Origin of the sequence: Streptomyces sp. NPDC093221, from assembly GCF_044753885.1 — a bacterium.
GTDB lineage: Bacteria > Actinomycetota > Actinomycetes > Streptomycetales > Streptomycetaceae > Actinacidiphila.
The window spans coordinates 852,960-868,031 of record NZ_JBIVOA010000003.1 but is presented as its reverse complement, the minus strand read 5'-3'; the positions used below and the strand labels follow the sequence as shown (position 1 = coordinate 868,031).

At 72.2% G+C, this 15,072-nt stretch carries 15 protein-coding genes; 11 read left to right on the top strand and 4 right to left on the bottom strand.

Features of this window, described 5'->3' with window-relative positions:
• Positions 1–83: 83 nt before the first annotated feature.
• From ACIQCJ_RS15685 to ACIQCJ_RS15660, 6 genes are all read left to right on the top strand, one after another.
• Positions 84–524 carry a DUF6278 family protein gene (locus tag ACIQCJ_RS15685; protein ID WP_391049510.1) on the top strand — a complete coding sequence of 147 codons (441 nt, stop codon included), beginning with the start codon at positions 84–86 and terminating at the stop codon, positions 522–524.
• A 175-nt stretch (positions 525–699) separates the two neighbouring features.
• Entirely contained in the window at positions 700–951 is a 252-nt protein-coding gene (locus ACIQCJ_RS15680; protein WP_188285422.1) for a TfoX/Sxy family DNA transformation protein, read from the top strand.
• Between the two features lie 8 nt (positions 952–959).
• Positions 960–1,703 (top strand): amino acid ABC transporter ATP-binding protein, encoded by a 744-nt coding sequence (locus ACIQCJ_RS15675; protein ID WP_188285421.1) that lies wholly within the window; start codon positions 960–962, stop codon positions 1,701–1,703.
• 17 nt (positions 1,704–1,720) lie between these two features.
• Positions 1,721–2,668, top strand: coding sequence for a glutamate ABC transporter substrate-binding protein (locus tag ACIQCJ_RS15670; RefSeq protein ID WP_401311586.1), 948 nt, complete (start codon positions 1,721–1,723; stop codon positions 2,666–2,668).
• Between the two features lie 16 nt (positions 2,669–2,684).
• Positions 2,685–3,329, top strand: a complete 645-nt coding sequence (locus ACIQCJ_RS15665; protein ID WP_391049513.1) for an ABC transporter permease subunit — start codon at positions 2,685–2,687, stop codon at positions 3,327–3,329.
• Positions 3,326–4,168 carry an amino acid ABC transporter permease gene (locus tag ACIQCJ_RS15660; RefSeq protein WP_401311582.1) on the top strand — a complete coding sequence of 281 codons (843 nt, stop codon included), beginning with the start codon at positions 3,326–3,328 and terminating at the stop codon, positions 4,166–4,168. The genes ACIQCJ_RS15665 and ACIQCJ_RS15660 overlap by 4 nt, the downstream gene beginning before the upstream one ends.
• 22 nt (positions 4,169–4,190) lie before the next feature.
• Here the strand turns inward: ACIQCJ_RS15660 and ACIQCJ_RS15655 are convergent, their stop codons facing one another.
• On the bottom strand, positions 4,191–5,831 hold the full coding sequence (locus ACIQCJ_RS15655; RefSeq protein WP_402711635.1) for a CocE/NonD family hydrolase: 1,641 nt from the start codon (positions 5,829–5,831) through the stop codon (positions 4,191–4,193).
• 284 nt (positions 5,832–6,115) lie between these two features.
• Here ACIQCJ_RS15655 and ACIQCJ_RS15650 point away from each other — a divergent pair, with 284 nt between their 5' ends.
• From ACIQCJ_RS15650 to ACIQCJ_RS15635, 4 genes are read left to right on the top strand one after another with little or no spacing between them, the layout of a single operon-like run.
• The gene (locus tag ACIQCJ_RS15650; protein WP_355339077.1) at positions 6,116–7,990 is read left to right on the top strand and encodes a transketolase; all 1,875 of its coding nucleotides are present in this window, start codon (positions 6,116–6,118) and stop codon (positions 7,988–7,990) included.
• Positions 7,987–9,162, top strand: coding sequence for a cation diffusion facilitator family transporter (locus tag ACIQCJ_RS15645; protein WP_402711634.1), 1,176 nt, complete (start codon positions 7,987–7,989; stop codon positions 9,160–9,162). The genes ACIQCJ_RS15650 and ACIQCJ_RS15645 overlap by 4 nt, the downstream gene beginning before the upstream one ends.
• 20 nt (positions 9,163–9,182) lie before the next feature.
• The gene (locus ACIQCJ_RS15640) at positions 9,183–10,178 is read left to right on the top strand and encodes an SGNH/GDSL hydrolase family protein (RefSeq protein ID WP_402711633.1); all 996 of its coding nucleotides are present in this window, start codon (positions 9,183–9,185) and stop codon (positions 10,176–10,178) included.
• Positions 10,179–10,233: 55 nt separating this feature from the next.
• Positions 10,234–10,986 (top strand): ZIP family metal transporter, encoded by a 753-nt coding sequence (locus ACIQCJ_RS15635; RefSeq protein WP_355339086.1) that lies wholly within the window; start codon positions 10,234–10,236, stop codon positions 10,984–10,986.
• On the opposite strand, the gene ACIQCJ_RS15630 is transcribed toward ACIQCJ_RS15635, so the two are convergent.
• Positions 10,955–11,731, bottom strand: a complete 777-nt coding sequence (locus ACIQCJ_RS15630; RefSeq protein WP_391049520.1) for a hypothetical protein — start codon at positions 11,729–11,731, stop codon at positions 10,955–10,957. The two genes, ACIQCJ_RS15635 and ACIQCJ_RS15630, sit on opposite strands and share 32 nt — an antisense overlap.
• A gap of 109 nt (positions 11,732–11,840) precedes the next feature.
• On the opposite strand from ACIQCJ_RS15630, the gene ggt reads away from it, so the two are divergent.
• Positions 11,841–13,835 carry a gamma-glutamyltransferase gene (gene ggt / locus ACIQCJ_RS15625; RefSeq protein WP_402711632.1) on the top strand — a complete coding sequence of 665 codons (1,995 nt, stop codon included), beginning with the start codon at positions 11,841–11,843 and terminating at the stop codon, positions 13,833–13,835.
• Between the two features lie 24 nt (positions 13,836–13,859).
• Here the strand turns inward: ggt and ACIQCJ_RS15620 are convergent, their stop codons facing one another.
• Both ACIQCJ_RS15620 and ACIQCJ_RS15615 read right to left on the bottom strand, forming a co-directional pair.
• Positions 13,860–14,426, bottom strand: coding sequence for an isochorismatase family protein (locus ACIQCJ_RS15620; protein WP_402711631.1), 567 nt, complete (start codon positions 14,424–14,426; stop codon positions 13,860–13,862).
• A gap of 68 nt (positions 14,427–14,494) precedes the next feature.
• On the bottom strand, positions 14,495–14,932 hold the full coding sequence (locus tag ACIQCJ_RS15615; RefSeq protein ID WP_402711630.1) for a MarR family winged helix-turn-helix transcriptional regulator: 438 nt from the start codon (positions 14,930–14,932) through the stop codon (positions 14,495–14,497).
• Positions 14,933–15,072: the final 140 nt, after the last annotated feature.

Below are 15,072 nucleotides of genomic sequence, written 5' to 3'. Positions count from 1 at the left end.
GCGGCGCGCGGGGGCGCTCCGGCGGCCGGTCCCGGCACGCGCGCCTGTGGTCGCGGCGGCACGGCAGGTGCGACGCTGACCGCATGGACATCCCCCTGATCGGCAAGTGGCGCAGAAGACACGGCGTCGCCCGCGGTTTCGCCGTGTACACCGACGGCGCCCCCGACGCGACCGGCGTCGCGGAACTGCTCGGCGAGTGCGAACTGCTGCGCGCCCGCGCCGCCGACGACGGGGTGGACCTGGACGACACCCCCGAATCGCTCGCCGCCCTCGACCAGTTGGCGCCGAGCTGGCGCGACGACGAAGAGGTGCTGTCGGACCTCGGCAACGACGCGGGTCTCTACCTCGGCACCGTCATGGTGCTCACGGTCCCCGACGCGGCGTGGGAGATCCTGCCCAACGGCCGTCCCGTGGTGCGGCTCGCGTCCGGCCGCGAGATCGACACCGTGGCGATCGGCCACGCCTGGGCCGAGAGCGGCAGCCCCGAACTGTCCCAGGTGCTCGCGGAGTCGTCGGAAGACTGAGCCCGTACGGCGGTGCGGCTGTCACCCGATCCAGTGGTCATCACCACACAGTGGGGTGCGGTCCAGGGCGTGTCACCACGCGATGGCCGCGCAGGGCACTAGAGGACGTGCATGATGGCGCCGAAGGTCCCCCTTTTCGCACCAGTCCCCACCAGCTCGGTACCGGAGGCACGACGTGGACTCCCTTCAGCAGCTCCCGAACATCGGGTCGGTCCTGGCCGACCGCCTGCGCCGCGCGGGCGTCGACGACGCGGGCGAACTGCGACGGCTGGGCTCCGGCCGCGCCTTCGAGAAGATCCGGCCCGAACTGCCGGAAGACGCCTGCACGCACACGCTGCTCGCGCTGGAGGGCGCGCTGCGCGGCATGCGCTGGACCGCGATCCCGCAGACCGAACGCGACACCCTCGTCCATCGCGTGCTGGGCTGAGCGCGCGGATGACCCGGGAACCCCTGATCGTCCTGCGCGGAGTCAACAAGCACTTCGGCCCGCTGCACGTGCTCAAGGACATCGATCTGACCATCGGCCGCGGCGAGGTCGTCGTGATCATCGGTCCCTCGGGTTCCGGAAAGTCCACGCTGTGCCGGGCCATCAACCGCCTCGAACCCGTGGAGTCGGGCACGATCACCATCGACGGCGTGCCGCTGCCCGCCGAGGGCCGCGAGCTGGCCCGGCTCCGCGCCGATGTCGGCATGGTCTTCCAGTCCTTCAACCTCTTCGCGCACAAGACCGTCCTGCAGAACGTGATGCTCGCGCCGGTCAAGGTGCGCGGCCGGGGCAAGGCCGAGTCGGAGCGGCAGGCCCGCGAACTGCTGGACCGGGTGGGCCTGGTGGGGCACGAGGACAAGTTCCCCGCGCAGATGTCCGGCGGCCAGCAGCAGCGGGTGGCCATCGCCCGCGCACTGGCCATGAACCCCAAGGCGATGCTCTTCGACGAGCCCACCTCGGCCCTCGACCCCGAGATGATCAACGAGGTGCTGGAAGTGATGCGGCAGCTCGCCGAGGAGGGCATGACCATGGTCGTGGTCACCCACGAGATGGGCTTCGCCCGGTCCGCCGCGCACCGGGTGGTCTTCATGGCGGACGGCCGGATCGTCGAGGACCGGGTGCCGGAGGAGTTCTTCACCGCGCCGCGCAGCGAGCGCGCCAAGGACTTCCTCTCCAAGATCCTGCACCACTGATCAGCACCTGGACCGCCATGCGACGCACTCACCGGCCCGCCCGCCCGGCGCGCCCGGCGGCCGTGGCCCGTCTCGCGGCGCTGGCCGCGGTGACCGGGCTGGCCGCGCTGACCGCTGTGACCGGCTGCGGCAAGCAGGGCAGCCCGCCCGCCAAGGGCCCCCGCGCCGACGCCCTGCCCGCCTACCGGGTCAACCGCGCCTTCTCGCTGCCCGCCTCCGCCACCTGGTCGGCCGCCCACCGGCGCGGCAGGCTCGTGGTCGGCGTCAAGGACGACCAGCCGTATCTCGGCGAGCGCGACCCGGCCACCGGCACGTACTCCGGTTTCGACATCGAGATCGCCAAGATGATGGCCGCCTCGCTCGGTTTCGCGGCCGACCGCGTGCAGTACAAGCCGATCGCCTCCGCCAACCGGGAGACCGCCCTGAGCAACGGCCAGATCGACTACTACGTGGGCACGTACACCATCAACGCGCTGCGCAAGAAGCAGGTCGGCTTCGCGGGCCCGTACTACATGGCCGGGCAGGGCCTGCTGGTGCGCAAGGACGAGAAGGACATCAACGGGCCGCAGGACCTGAAGGGCAAGAAGGTCTGCTCGGCGGCCGGTTCCACCCCGATCCAGCGGATCGAGCGCGACTACCCGGACGCCACGCCGGTCACGTACGACACGTACTCGGTGTGCGTGGACAATCTGCTGACCTACCAGGTCGACGCGGTCACCACCGACGACTCGATCCTGCTGGGCTACGCGGCCAAGGCGCCGAACGAGATGAAGCTGGTCGGCAAGCCGTTCTCGAAGGAGCCGTACGGCATCGGACTGGCCAAGGGCGACACGGCGCTGCGGGGCGCGCTGGACGACGCGATCGTGGCGCACGAGCGCGACGGCGACTGGAAGAAGGCGTACGCGGCGACGCTGGGTCTGTCCGGGGTCCCGGCGCCCGTACCGCCGCCGGTCGACCGGTACTGAGGGGGAGACACACCGCGTGAACGTCCTGACCGACAACTACTCGCTCTTCGGCAAGGGCCTGTGGGGCACCGTCCAGCTCACCCTGCTGGCCGGGGCGCTCTCGCTGGTCGTCGGGGTGATCGTCGCCGGATTCCGGGTGTCGCCCGTCAAAGCGCTCCGGGCGTTCGGCACCGCCTGGGTGACGGTGCTGCGCAACACTCCGCTGACGCTGCTGTTCTTCGCGGTGCTGCTCGGCCTGCCGCGCTTCGGACTCGTGCTGCCCTTCCGGGTGTTCGCGATCCTGGCGCTGGGCGCGTACACCTCGGCGTTCATCTGCGAGGCGGTCAGGGCCGGGATCAACACCGTGCCGCTCGGCCAGGGCGAGGCGGCCCGCAGCCTGGGCATGACCTTCACGCAGACGCTGAGCCTGGTGGTGCTGCCGCAGGCCGCCCGCGCGGTGATCTCGCCGATCGGCTCCACGCTGATCGCTCTGGCCAAGAACTCCGCCATCGCCGGGTCCTTCTCGGTCACCGAACTGCTCGGCACGTACAAGCCGCTCAACGAACTGGGCTACAGCATCGTGTGGACCTTCGTCTGGATCGCCGTCGGCTATCTGATCGTCACGTTGACCATCAGCGCGGTCTTCACCGTGCTGGAGCGGAAGCTGGGGGTCGCGCGATGAGCGGAAGCAGCGCGCTGTACGACATTCCGGGGCCCAAGGCGCTGGCCAGGCACCGGCTGTACGCGTGGCTCACCACGGCGGTGCTCGCCGCGCTGGTCGGCTTCGTCGTCTACAAGCTGGTGGACACCGGGCAGTTCTCCGCCGTGAAGTGGCGGCCCTTCGCATACGCGGGCATCCAGCGGCTGTTGCTCAAGGGCCTGGCCAACACGCTGAAGGCGTTCGCCTGGGCGGCGGTCCTCTCGCTGGTCTTCGGCGCGGTCTTCGCCGCCGGACGGCTCTCGGACCACCGGCCGGTGCGCTGGTTCAGCACGCTGGTGGTGGAGTTCTTCCGCGCGATGCCGCTGCTGGTGATGATCTTCTTCATCTTCATCGCCCTCAAGCTGGAGCCGATGACGGCCCTGGTCATCGGCCTGACGCTGTACAACGGCTCGGTGCTCGCCGAGGTGTTCAGGGCCGGTGTCAACTCGGTGCCGCGCGGCCAGGGCGAGGCCGCCTTCGCGCTCGGCATGCGCAAGACGCAGGTGATGGCGCAGGTGCTGGTGCCGCAGGCGGCCCGCGCGATGCTGCCCGCGATCGTCAGCCAGCTCGTGGTGGCCCTCAAGGACACCTCGCTCGGCTACCTCATCACCTACGAGGAGTTCCTGTACGCGGGCAAGCTGATCGCCACCAACCTCGACTACGACCTGCCCTTCATCCCGGTCGTGATGGTGATCGCGCCGATCTACATCGGCATGTGCATGCTGCTGTCGTGGTTCGCCAACTGGCTGGCGCGCCGTGAACGGCACAGCCCCAAGGTCAAGGACGTGCCGGTCACGGTCGCCACACCGCCGGAGATCTGAGCCCGACGTCCCGCTCAGCGGTTCACCTGTCGTCGAACGGGACCGACAGCGTCGAGGGGTCGCCGGCCGGGGAGGAGAAGCCCACCGTCGCGAACGCCGGATTCTCCCCGATGTAGAGCGGGTCGACGGTGTCGACGACCAGCGCGAGCCGGTGCCCGGCCGGTATGTCGTACGCCGTCGCCTGGAGCGCGATGTCGGTGCCGAACGCCTTCCCCGGCGTCTTCCCGATCCAGGTGTACGGCGCGTGCGCGACGAGCTTGCCGGTGCCGAGCGCGTCCACGTCGTAGAGGTACGCGATCACCGTGCCGTTGGCCGCGGACGGGGTGAGCGTGGTGTGCAGCACGCTCGTGCCGCGCACGTGCTGGGCGGTGGCGTACGGCTGCGACTGCCACACCCCGGCGAAGGCGCGCGGCAGCAGCGGGATCGACGCGGTGGGCGGGGCCTTGGCGAACTGGTCGAGCAGGCTGGACAGGAAGATGACACCGCCGTCGGCGCCGGAGTCCACGCCGGTGCCGATCGTGGTGTGCCAGCCGGTGCCCGCGTCGCCGCCGAGCGCCCCGGTGCGCGCGCCCTTGGCGCCCAGCGCCAGCTTCTCGGTCCGCGACGGCACCGAGGACCAGTCGGCGTACCCCTCGTAGGCCCCGGTGGAGCGGGAGGTGAGCTGGACCGGCGGCTGGCGGTCGATCCCGTTGTCGGTGCCCTTCAGATAGTGGTCGAGCCAGGCGCGCGCGTCGGTCCAGGTGTCGTTGGGCAGCCCGAGCAGTCCGGTCGCCTCCGCGGTGGCGTGGTCGCCGGGCCGGAACTCCAGCCGCTTGGGGCCGGTCAGCCTCTCGTAGAAGTCCGCGTACTGGTTGGGCGGGAAGAGGCTGTCGCCCCAGGCGTTGGCGAGCATGACGGCGGTGTGGTTGGCGTTGAGCCGGTCCACGTAGGTCAGCGGGGAGCGGAGCTTCGCCCAGGCGATCATGGTGTCCTCCGACGCCAGGTTCGCGCTGAGGAAATTGGCGAGGATCGACTGGAGTTCGGCGCTGGGGCGGCCGGTCAGATAAGCGGAGCCGCCGAGCAGGGCCGCCGCCTGGAGGTGCGGGGTGCGGCCCTGGTAGATCGACTCGACGAGGTCGGCCCAGCCGCTGAGCGCGGCCACCGCCTTGATCCGCGGGTCGTGCGCGGCCCCCAGCAGCCCGATCCCGGCGCCGTACGAGACACCGGCCATGCCGATCCGCGCCGGGTCCGCCGGGGTGTTGGCGAGGGTCCAGTCGATGACCTTCGAGACGTCGGCGACGTCCGGCGGGCCCGCGGTCTCGATCTCGCCACCGGAGAGCCAGAAGCCGCGGCTGGTGTAACTGACCACGACATAGCCGGAGTCGGCGAGCAGTTTCTCCTGGGCGAGGTACTCCAGGTCGTTGATCGCCCAACTGCTGGGCAGGACGACGACGGGGTAGCGCTGCGAGCCGTCGTAGCCGCCGGGGGTGTAGACGTTCGCCTTGAGGGTGATGCCGCCGGAGCCGGGGATGTCGACGAAGCGCAGGGCCGACGCGGCGGCCGGGGCCGCGGCGGCGGACACCTTCGGTACGGGGGCGGGGGCCGCGGTCGCGGCGGGGGCGAGGCCGAGGGCCGTGGAGGCGAGCAGCGCCGCGCCGACGACACCCGCTGTGGTTGCTCTCATGGACTGCTCCTGACACGCCGGATGCGAAGTGACTGGAGAGTAACCACGCGGACTTACCGAAGGTAACTCGCGTGCATGTTACGCACGGGTAACGATTGATGGGGAAGGTGCGACACCAGGGGCGCGACAGACCGCGCCGCCGCCCCGTTTGTCCGGCCCCGGGCCGGGCAGCCGCACCGCGGGGGGACAGCGGCCGAACGCGGGGGAAAGCAGGAAGAGCGGCACGCACGGGAGCGGGTGGCGGCACGAGGCGGCCACCACGCCACGAAGGGAGAGACGCCGCCATGAACGACGTCACCACGCACGACACCGAACCGGTCGACACGGCCGAGCTCACCGAACTCGCCCAGCAGTTGCGGGTGGACGCGGTACGCGCCGCCGACGCCGCCGGGTCCGGCCACCCCACGTCGTCGATGTCCGCGGCCGATCTGGCCGCCGTCCTCTTCGCCCGCCATCTGCGCTACGACTTCGACCGCCCCGACCACCCCGGCAACGACCACCTGATCCTGTCCAAGGGCCACGCCTCACCGCTGCTCTACGCCGCCTACAAGGCCGCGGGCGCGATCACCGACGAGGAACTGCTGACCTTCAGGAAGCTCGGCAGCCGCATGGAGGGCCACCCCACGCCCCGGCTGCCCTGGGTCGACGTCGCCACCGGATCGCTCGGCCAGGGGCTGCCGATCGGCGTCGGCGTCGCGATGTCCGCCAAGCGCCTGGAGCACCTGCCGTACCGCACCTGGGTGCTGTGCGGGGACAGCGAGCTGGCCGAGGGCTCGGTGTGGGAGGCGTTCGAGCACGCCGGCATGGAAGGGCTCGACAATCTCACCGCGATCCTCGACGTCAACCGGCTCGGCCAGCGCGGCCCCACCCGGCACGGCTGGGACCTGGGCGCCTACACCCGCCGTATCCGCGCCTTCGGCTGGAACACCGTCGAGATCGACGGCCACGACATCGCCGCCGTGGACGAGGCGATGACCACCGCGCGCACCAACCGCGGCGCGCCCACCGCGATCATCGCCAGGACCCGCAAGGGCCGCGGCGTCGCGGCCGTCGAGGACCGCGAGGGCATGCACGGCAAGCCGCTGCCGGACGCCGAGGCCGCGATCCGCGAGCTCGGCGGCGTACGCGACCTGCGGGTCCACGTACGCCGTCCGCCGGACGCCGAGCGGCGCGAGCGCGGCGGGAACCCGTCCGCGGCGCTGCCGGAGTACCGGATCGGCGAGGACGTGGCCACCCGTACCGCCTTCGGCGAGGCGCTGGCCGCGCTCGGCACCCGGCGCGAGGACGTCGTGGTCCTGGACGGCGAGGTCGGCGACTCCACCAAGGCCGAGCTGTTCTCCAAGGAGCACCCCGAGCGGTACGTGGAGTGCTACATCGCCGAGCAGCAGCTCATCGGCGCCGCGGTCGGCTTCGGCGTACGCGGCTGGACACCGTACGCGGCCACTTTCGCCGCGTTCCTGACCCGCGCGCACGACTTCCTGCGGATGGCCGCGGTCAGCCGCTCCGACCTCAACGTCGTCGGCACGCACGCGGGCGTCGCGATCGGCGAGGACGGCCCGTCGCAGATGGCGCTGGAGGACCTGGCGATGATGCGCGCGGTGCACGGCAGCACCGTGCTGTATCCGTGCGACGCCAATCAGACGGCCAAGCTCGTCGCCGCGCTGGCCGACCGCACCGGCGTCGGCTATCTGCGGGCCACCCGCGGGGCCACCCCGGTGATCTACGGGCCCGAGGAGGACTTCCCGATCGGCGGCAGCAAGCTGCTGCGCGAGCACCCCGAGGACCAGGTCACCCTCATCGGCGCGGGCGTCACCCTGCACCAGGCGCTGGCCGCCGCCGACCGGCTCGTCGCCGACGGCATCCGCGCCCGTGTGCTCGACCTCTACTCGGTCAAGCCCGTCGACACCCAGGCGCTGCGCGCCGCCGCGCGGGCCACCGGCCGCTTCGTCACCGTCGAGGACCACCACCCCGAGGGCGGCCTGGCCGACGCGGTCCTGGAGTCCTTCGGCAACGGTCACCCGATGCCGCTGCTCACCCGCCTGGCCGTCCACACCATGCCCGGCTCCGCCACCCCCGAGGAACAGCTCCACGCGGCGGGCATCGACGCCGACGCCATCGCCGCCGCGGCCCGGACGCTGATCGGGCACACACACGAATGAGTGGAGAGCACACCCTGACCAGCACCGACCAGGACCTGACCGGCGACGCCCCGGAGCCCTCCGGGCACACCGGAACGGGCGAGACGGAAACCGGCGACACGGCGGCAGGCGGCACGGAGGCGAGCGGTACGGGCACCGGTGACACGGACACCGGCCGTGCGGCGTCCGGACCGCCGAAACCCGGCGCGGACGACACCGGCGGCGAGCGCGACGAGGGCACCAAGGGAGCGGTGCTCGTCGCGCTCGGCGCCAACCTGGTGATCGCCGCCGCGAAGACCGCCGCAGGCCTCTTCTCCGGATCGCCCGCGCTGCTCTCGGAGGCCGCGCACTCGGTGGCGGACAGCCTCAACGAGGTGTTCCTGCTGCTGTCGCTGCGCCGCAGCCGCCGCGCGCCCGACAGCGACCACCCCTTCGGCTACGGCAAGGAGCGCTACTTCTGGTCGCTGCTCGCCGCCGTCGGCATCTTCGTGCTCGGCGGCTGCTTCTCCTTCTACCAGGGCATTCACGCGCTCGGCGGCACGGAGGACGAGTCCCGCAGCGGATACGTGGCGGGTCTGGCCGTCCTGCTGATCGCGCTGCTCGCCGAGGGCGCTTCGCTGCTCAAGGCGGTGGTCCAGGCGCGCCGGTCCGACGAGGGCGCCGACGACCCGGCGCTGCGGACGGTCCTCGCCGAGGACGGCACCGCCGTGATCGGTGTGCTGTTCGCCGCCGCCGGCATGGTCATCCACATGACGACCGGCAACGCGCTGGGCGAGGCCATCGCCTCGATGGCGATCGGCGCCCTGCTGATGGTCGTCGCGTTCACCCTCGGCCGCACCGCCCACCACCAGCTCATCGGCGTCTCGGTCGACGCCGAACTGCGCGACGGCATCCGCGAACTGCTCCTGGGGCAGGGGGAGATCGACACCGTCGAGGAACTGCTCACCATGCGGCTCGGCTTGGACTCCACGCTGGTGGCCGCCAGGATCGACCTGGTGGGCGGCCTGGACAGCGAGCGGGTCGAGGAGGTCAGCCTGCGCATCCGGCGCGACATCCACGCCAAGTGGCCCACCGCCGACCGGGTGTTCCTCGACATCACCGACGCCGGAACGGAGCGTGAAGCCCGAACGACGCGGGAGCGACGGGCCATTGACAGCGATGCGAGCACACCCGAGCCTGAGCATCGTCAATGACGACACCAGGGGAGGGCTCGATGGCCGCAGGTCTGGGCAGCGGAAACGGCACCGCGGGCGACAAGGACACCGAAACCGGGAGCGTACGGGGCAGGACGTCCGGCAGGCGCACCGCCGTCACCGTGGCCGCGGCCCTCGGCGGGGCGCTCGCGCTCACCGCCGCCACCGTCTCGCCCGCGGCGGCCCACTCAGGAGGCCGCCCGCCCTGGCACGGGCACCCGGCACCGGCCGTCCACTACGTCGCGCTCGGGGACTCGTACACCTCAGGCCCGGCCATCCCCACCCAGGTCGACGCCAACTGCGCGCGCTCCGACCGCAATTACCCGTCGCTGGTGAACGACGCGAACGCCTTCGCGTCGTTCACCGACGTGAGTTGCGGCGGCGCCACCACCGCCGAGATGTGGAAGCCGCAGGGCACCAACGGCCCGCAGCTCGACGCCGTCCACCGGGACACGACGCTGGTCACCGTGCAGATCGGCGGCAACGACGTCGGCTTCGGCCCGATCATCGCCACCTGCGCGGGGCTGAGCGTCACCGACGTCACGGGCAGCCCGTGCAAGGACCACTACCGGGCCACGGGCGTCGACCAGCTCACCGTGACCATCCTCAAGACGGCCCCCAAGATCGCCCAGGTGCTGCGCGCGGTCCACAGCAGGGCGCCGCACGCGGAGGTCGTCCTGGTCGGCTACCCCGACCTGCTGCCCGACGACGGCGTGGGCTGCTTCCCGTCCGTGCCCTTCGCGGCCGGGGACTTCCCGTATCTGAGGGACGTGGAGAAGAAGCTCAACGCGATGCTGCGGGTCGAGGCGCTGCTCGGCGGGGCGCGCTACGTCGACACGTACAAGCCGACCGTCGGGCACGACATGTGCAAGGCGCCCGCCGACCGCTGGATCGAGCCGCTGGCCCCGGCGTCACCCGCCGCGCCCGCGCACCCGAACGCCAAGGGCGAGCAGTCGATGGCCCGGGCGGTGCTGAGGACGGTCGGGACGGGACACCGCGTCGGTCACGGTCGGTAAGGCTCAGGGGTACCCCTGAGTCGCGGGCGCGCCGGGCGTCATGGATCATGACCTCATGCCGGTCCTGATAGCCGCGTGCGCGTTCGCGATGACCTTGGTGGGCGGGTTCGTCGCCCAGCGCATCGGCGACCGCAGGCACCTCGTCCTCGGCCTCGCGGCCGGTCTGATGCTGGGCGTCGTCGGCTTCGACCTGCTGCCCGAGGCGCTGGACATGCAGCCGCGGGACGTCTTCGGCGTCCCCGCCGCGCTGCTGATGTTCGTCGCCGGCTTCCTGGCCCTGCACATCGTCGAGCGCTCGGTGGCGATCCACCGGGCGCACGAGGGCGAGTACGCGCCGCACGCGCACGGCCACGGGCACGCCCACGCCCCGGTCAAGGGCATCGGCCTCACCGCGGGCGCCGCGCTCGTCGGGCACAGCGTCATGGACGGCTTCGCGATCGGCGCGGCCTTCCAGGCGGGCAGCACCGTCGGCATCGTGGTGGCCATCGCGGTCGTCTCGCACGACTTCGCGGACGGCTTCAACACGTACACGATCACCCGGATGTACGGGAACGACCACAGCAGGGCGCGGCTGCTGCTCGGCGCCGACGCGCTGGCGCCGGTGGCGGGCGCCGCGGTCACTCTCGCCTTCACCATCCCGGCCGGTGTCCTCGGCCTCTACCTCGGCTTCTTCGCCGGTTTCCTGCTCTACCTGGCGACCTCGGACATCCTCCCCGAGGCGCACAGCCCGCACCCGTCGACCTCGACGCTGCTGTGCACGGTCGGCGGAGCGTCCCTCATGTGGCTGGTGATCGGTCTGGCGGGATGACCTTGCCGCCCTTGGGCGCCTTCGGCGCCGTCGTCGCGGCCTTGGTGACGTCCGCGACCAGCTCCACCACGTCGGAGCCGTACGCCTGCGAATTGACCACCTTCAGCAGCAGGCAGAAGGTCGCGTCGGCGCCGTGCTTGCGGGCCAGCCGCACCTGGTGCCTGGCCAGATAGCGGACGGCGGCCTGGTTGGCGATGCCGCGCTGGCCGGAGGAGAGGAAGACCGGGCGGTCGTTGCCCGAGTCGCGGGCTGCGGCCAGCCGGGCCAGCAGCACGTACTCGACGGCGCCCTTCTCCATCAGGTACGTCTCGCCGCCGACGCTGATCGCGCCCTGCTCGGGCCCCGGCGCCGGGTCGGTGTCGATCTCGACGCCCGGCAGCATCGAGCGCAGATGCGCGGCCAGCCGGAGGTTGGCGGCCGGGCCGCCTATGCAGAATTCGGTGCGCGCGCCGAAGCCCTGCCAGGCCGTGTCGTGCGCCAGCACCTCGGCGTGCGCCCCGCACTCCTTGATCACCGCGGCCAGCTCCAGCAGCGCGAAGGCGTCGTGCCTGGCCAGGCTCCAGCCCCGCGAGCCGGGGTCGCGCGGCACCACCAGCAGGCACTCGGAGTCCTTCGGCAGGCCGAAGAAGCGCTGCTTGCGCTGGAGCCTGCGGCTGAGCAAGTAGGTGCGCGCGAACCAGCCCAGGGCGGCGCCGATGGCGAGGGCCACCAGGCCCAGGACGAGATTGCGGAGGTCGTCGCTCATGGCGCGGCATCGTAGCGGTGTTCGACCCACCGCGGGGATACGCGGTCCTGACGGGACAGGAGAGGTGAAGTTACGCTTCCGGGACGCCCGTTGAGTGGAGGACTCCGCAATGCGACGCACAAGTGACAGCAGTGGTGGCGACACCGGTCTCCGTAGCGGCCCGGGCGGCAGCCCCGGCGGCGCCCGGGGCAGGGCCGCGGGCACGCGTTCTGACAGCGGACCGGACGGCGGTCCGGGAGGCGGTCCAGAAGGCGGTCCGGGCGCGTCCCGTACGGCCGTCCGCGGGTCCCGCGTCCGCAGGACCGCCGTCCGCGCGGTCGCCGCGCTCGCCGTCACCGCGGCCGTGGCGGCGGTCACCGCCGCGGCGCCCGCCCGGCACGGCGGCCCCGCGCATCCGCCCGGCTCCACCGCCAAGACCCCGCTGGCCGTCGGCTACGGGGGAGCGGTCGCCAGCGTGGACGCCGACGCGTCGGCCGCCGGCATCGAGGTGCTGCGGCGCGGCGGCAACGCCGTGGACGCGGCCGTCGCCACCGCCGCCGCCCTCGGCGTGACCGAGCCGTACTCCTCGGGCATCGGCGGAGGCGGCTACTTCGTCTACTACGACGCGCGGCAGCACAAGGTCTCCACCATCGACGGCCGCGAGACCGCCCCGCGCAGCGCCACCGACCAGCTCTTCGTCGAGAACGGCCAGCCGCTCGCCTTCGCCGACGCGGTCACCAGCGGGCGCAGTGTCGGCGTGCCCGGCACCGCCGCCACCTGGCAGACCGCCCTGGACTCCTGGGGCAGCCGCTCGCTCGGCGACGTCCTCAAGCCCGCGGAGCGGATCGCCCGCGACGGCTTCACCGTGGACGCGACCTTCAACTCCCAGACCGCGGCGAACCAGGACCGCTTCAAGGACTTCCCCGCCACCGCCGCGCTCTTCCTGCCCGGCGGACAGCCCCCGGCGGTCGGCTCCACCCTGCGCAACCCCCAACTGGCGGCCACGTACAAGGAGTTGGGCCGCAAGGGGATCAACGCGATCTACCGCGGCGACATTGGCGCGGACATCGTCAGGACCGTACGCAAACCCCCGGTCGACCCGGCGTCCACCCGCGTGGTGCGCACCGGTGACCTGACCGCCGCGGATCTTGCCGCCTACCACGCCAAGACCCAGGCGCCGACGCACACGACCTACCGCGGCCTCGACGTGTACGGGCCCGCGCCCTCGTCGTCCGGCGGGACCACGGTGGCCGAGGCGCTGAACATCCTGGAGCACACCGACCTGGCGCACGCCGGCCAGGCGCAGTATCTGCACCACTACATCGAGGCCAGCCGGATCGCCTTCGCCGACCGGGGCCGCTGGGTCGGCGACCCGGCGTTCGAGCAGGTGCCGACCGCGGGGCTGCTCTCCAAGGGCTTCGCCGCCTCGCGGGCCTGCCTGATCAAGGACGACGCGGCGCTCACCAGCCCGCTCCCGCCCGGCGACCCGGCGCACCCCACCCCGTGCGCCGCCACCGGCAAGGCCGCGCCGACCACCTACGAGGGCGAGAACACCACGCACCTGACGGTGGCCGACAAGTGGGGCAACGTCGTCGCCTACACCCTCACCATCGAGCAGACCGGCGGCAGCGCGATCACGGTCCCCGGCCGCGGCTTCCTGCTCAACAACGAGCTGACGGACTTCTCCTTCGTGCCCGCAAGCCCGGCCGTGCACGACCCGAACCTGCCGGGGCCCGGAAAGCGGCCCCGCTCGTCGATCTCGCCGACGATCGTGCTGAAGAACGGCCGGGTGGACTTCGCGGTCGGCTCGCCCGGCGGCGCGACCATCATCACCACCGTGCTCCAGGTGCTCACCGAACACGTCGACCGGGGCCTGCCGTTGGTGGACGCCATCGCCGCGCCGCGAGCCAGCCAGCGCAACGCGGCGGCGACCGAACTCGAACCGGCCCTGTGGAACAGCCCGCTCAAGGCCCAACTCGAAGCCCTCGGGCAGCACTTCACGCAGAATCCGGAGATCGGCGCCGCCACCGGTGTGCAACGGCTCCCCGACGGCCGGTGGTTGGCCGCGGCGGAGCCGGTACGGCGCGGCGGCGGCTCGGCGCTGGTGGTGGTTCCCACGCGCTGACCTGCCTCGACGCGGCTACTCCGCTCAGGCGGCCGGGGCGGCGGGCAGCAGGGCGATGATCTCGTCCGTGCCCGCCGTCTCGGCCAGCCGCGGGAAGATCTTGGCGAACGCGTGCGCGTGCGACTCGGCGTCGGTGTCGGTCACCGCGTCGGCGGCGACCGTCACGTGGTAGCCGTGTTCGTGGGCCGCGCGGGCGGTGGACTCGACGCCGATGCTGGTCGATATGCCGGCCAGTACGATCTGCGTGACCCCGCGGCGGCGCAGCTCCAGGTCGAGCGCGGTGCCGTGGAAGGCGCCCCACTGGAGCTTGGTGATCCTGATGTCGCCGTCCTGGACATCCAGTTCGTCCACCAGCTCCGTCCAGTCGGCGGGCAGCGAACCGCTCATGGCCGGGCCCTCGTTGCGTCCTGGCGGGCCCCCGGCCACGTTCACCAGCACGACCGGCAGCCCGCGCTCGCGGAAGGCGGCGGCCAGCTTCGCGGCGCGCGCGACGACCTCGCGGGCCGGGTGCGCGGTGGGCAGCGCGACGATGCCGCGCTGGAGGTCGATGACGACAAGGGCGGTGCGGGGGTCGATCGTCGTGGCGGTCATGCGGGTAACTCCCTGTGCGGTGAACGGTGTTGCCGTGCTGTTCGGGTCGCGGGGTCGTGGCTGTGCGGTCACGCCTTGACCAGGCGCTGGAGGATGCCGAGCGCCTCGGTCAGCCGCCGCTGGTCCTCGGTGGACAACTGGGTGCCGATCGCCTCGGCGAGCCAGCCGCGCCGGGCCCGGCGGCCGGTGCCGCGCAGCCGGACCCCTGCCTCGGTGAGGGAGAAGACGACCTGACGGCCGTCGGTGGGGTGCGGCGAGCGGGCGACGAGGCCGCGTTCCTCCAGGGCCGCGAGCGTCATCCGCATGGACTGCGGCCGGACGATCTCGGCGCGGGCCAGGGCGGCGGTGGTCGCCGGACCCTCGCTGCCGATCCGCCCCAGCACCGAGACCTGCGAGGGCGTGAGCGCGCCCTGCGCCGAGGCCGACGCGGTGCGCAACCGGCGCTGGAGCTGCGCGATCACCGTGGTCAGCTCGTCGGCGACCCGCGCCTGGTCCTGAGTGGGCATGGTTGCACCGTACGACCTCGACAGGAAAACTTGCAAGTTTGACTGTCGAAATCGTCCGCCGTTGAAAACTCCCCGTAGCAGCGCCGTAACACTGTGGGTGTCGAATGCCCACCGGGCGCGGGGAGCGGGGGCGGCGGATG

Coding starts and splice junctions, on each gene's coding strand:
- ACIQCJ_RS15630 (WP_391049520.1), bottom strand. CDS start 11,731: ATGAGCGACGACCTCCGCAATCTCGTCCTGGGCCTGGTGGCCCTCGCC.
- ACIQCJ_RS15650 (WP_355339077.1), top strand. CDS start 6,116: ATGAACGACGTCACCACGCACGACACCGAACCGGTCGACACGGCCGAG.
- ACIQCJ_RS15615 (WP_402711630.1), bottom strand. CDS start 14,932: ATGCCCACTCAGGACCAGGCGCGGGTCGCCGACGAGCTGACCACGGTG.
- ACIQCJ_RS15660 (WP_401311582.1), top strand. CDS start 3,326: ATGAGCGGAAGCAGCGCGCTGTACGACATTCCGGGGCCCAAGGCGCTG.
- ACIQCJ_RS15685 (WP_391049510.1), top strand. CDS start 84: ATGGACATCCCCCTGATCGGCAAGTGGCGCAGAAGACACGGCGTCGCC.
- ACIQCJ_RS15675 (WP_188285421.1), top strand. CDS start 960: ATGACCCGGGAACCCCTGATCGTCCTGCGCGGAGTCAACAAGCACTTC.
- ACIQCJ_RS15635 (WP_355339086.1), top strand. CDS start 10,234: ATGCCGGTCCTGATAGCCGCGTGCGCGTTCGCGATGACCTTGGTGGGC.
- ACIQCJ_RS15640 (WP_402711633.1), top strand. CDS start 9,183: ATGGCCGCAGGTCTGGGCAGCGGAAACGGCACCGCGGGCGACAAGGAC.
- ACIQCJ_RS15655 (WP_402711635.1), bottom strand. CDS start 5,831: ATGAGAGCAACCACAGCGGGTGTCGTCGGCGCGGCGCTGCTCGCCTCC.
- ACIQCJ_RS15670 (WP_401311586.1), top strand. CDS start 1,721: ATGCGACGCACTCACCGGCCCGCCCGCCCGGCGCGCCCGGCGGCCGTG.
- ACIQCJ_RS15645 (WP_402711634.1), top strand. CDS start 7,987: ATGAGTGGAGAGCACACCCTGACCAGCACCGACCAGGACCTGACCGGC.
- ggt (WP_402711632.1), top strand. CDS start 11,841: ATGCGACGCACAAGTGACAGCAGTGGTGGCGACACCGGTCTCCGTAGC.
- ACIQCJ_RS15620 (WP_402711631.1), bottom strand. CDS start 14,426: ATGACCGCCACGACGATCGACCCCCGCACCGCCCTTGTCGTCATCGAC.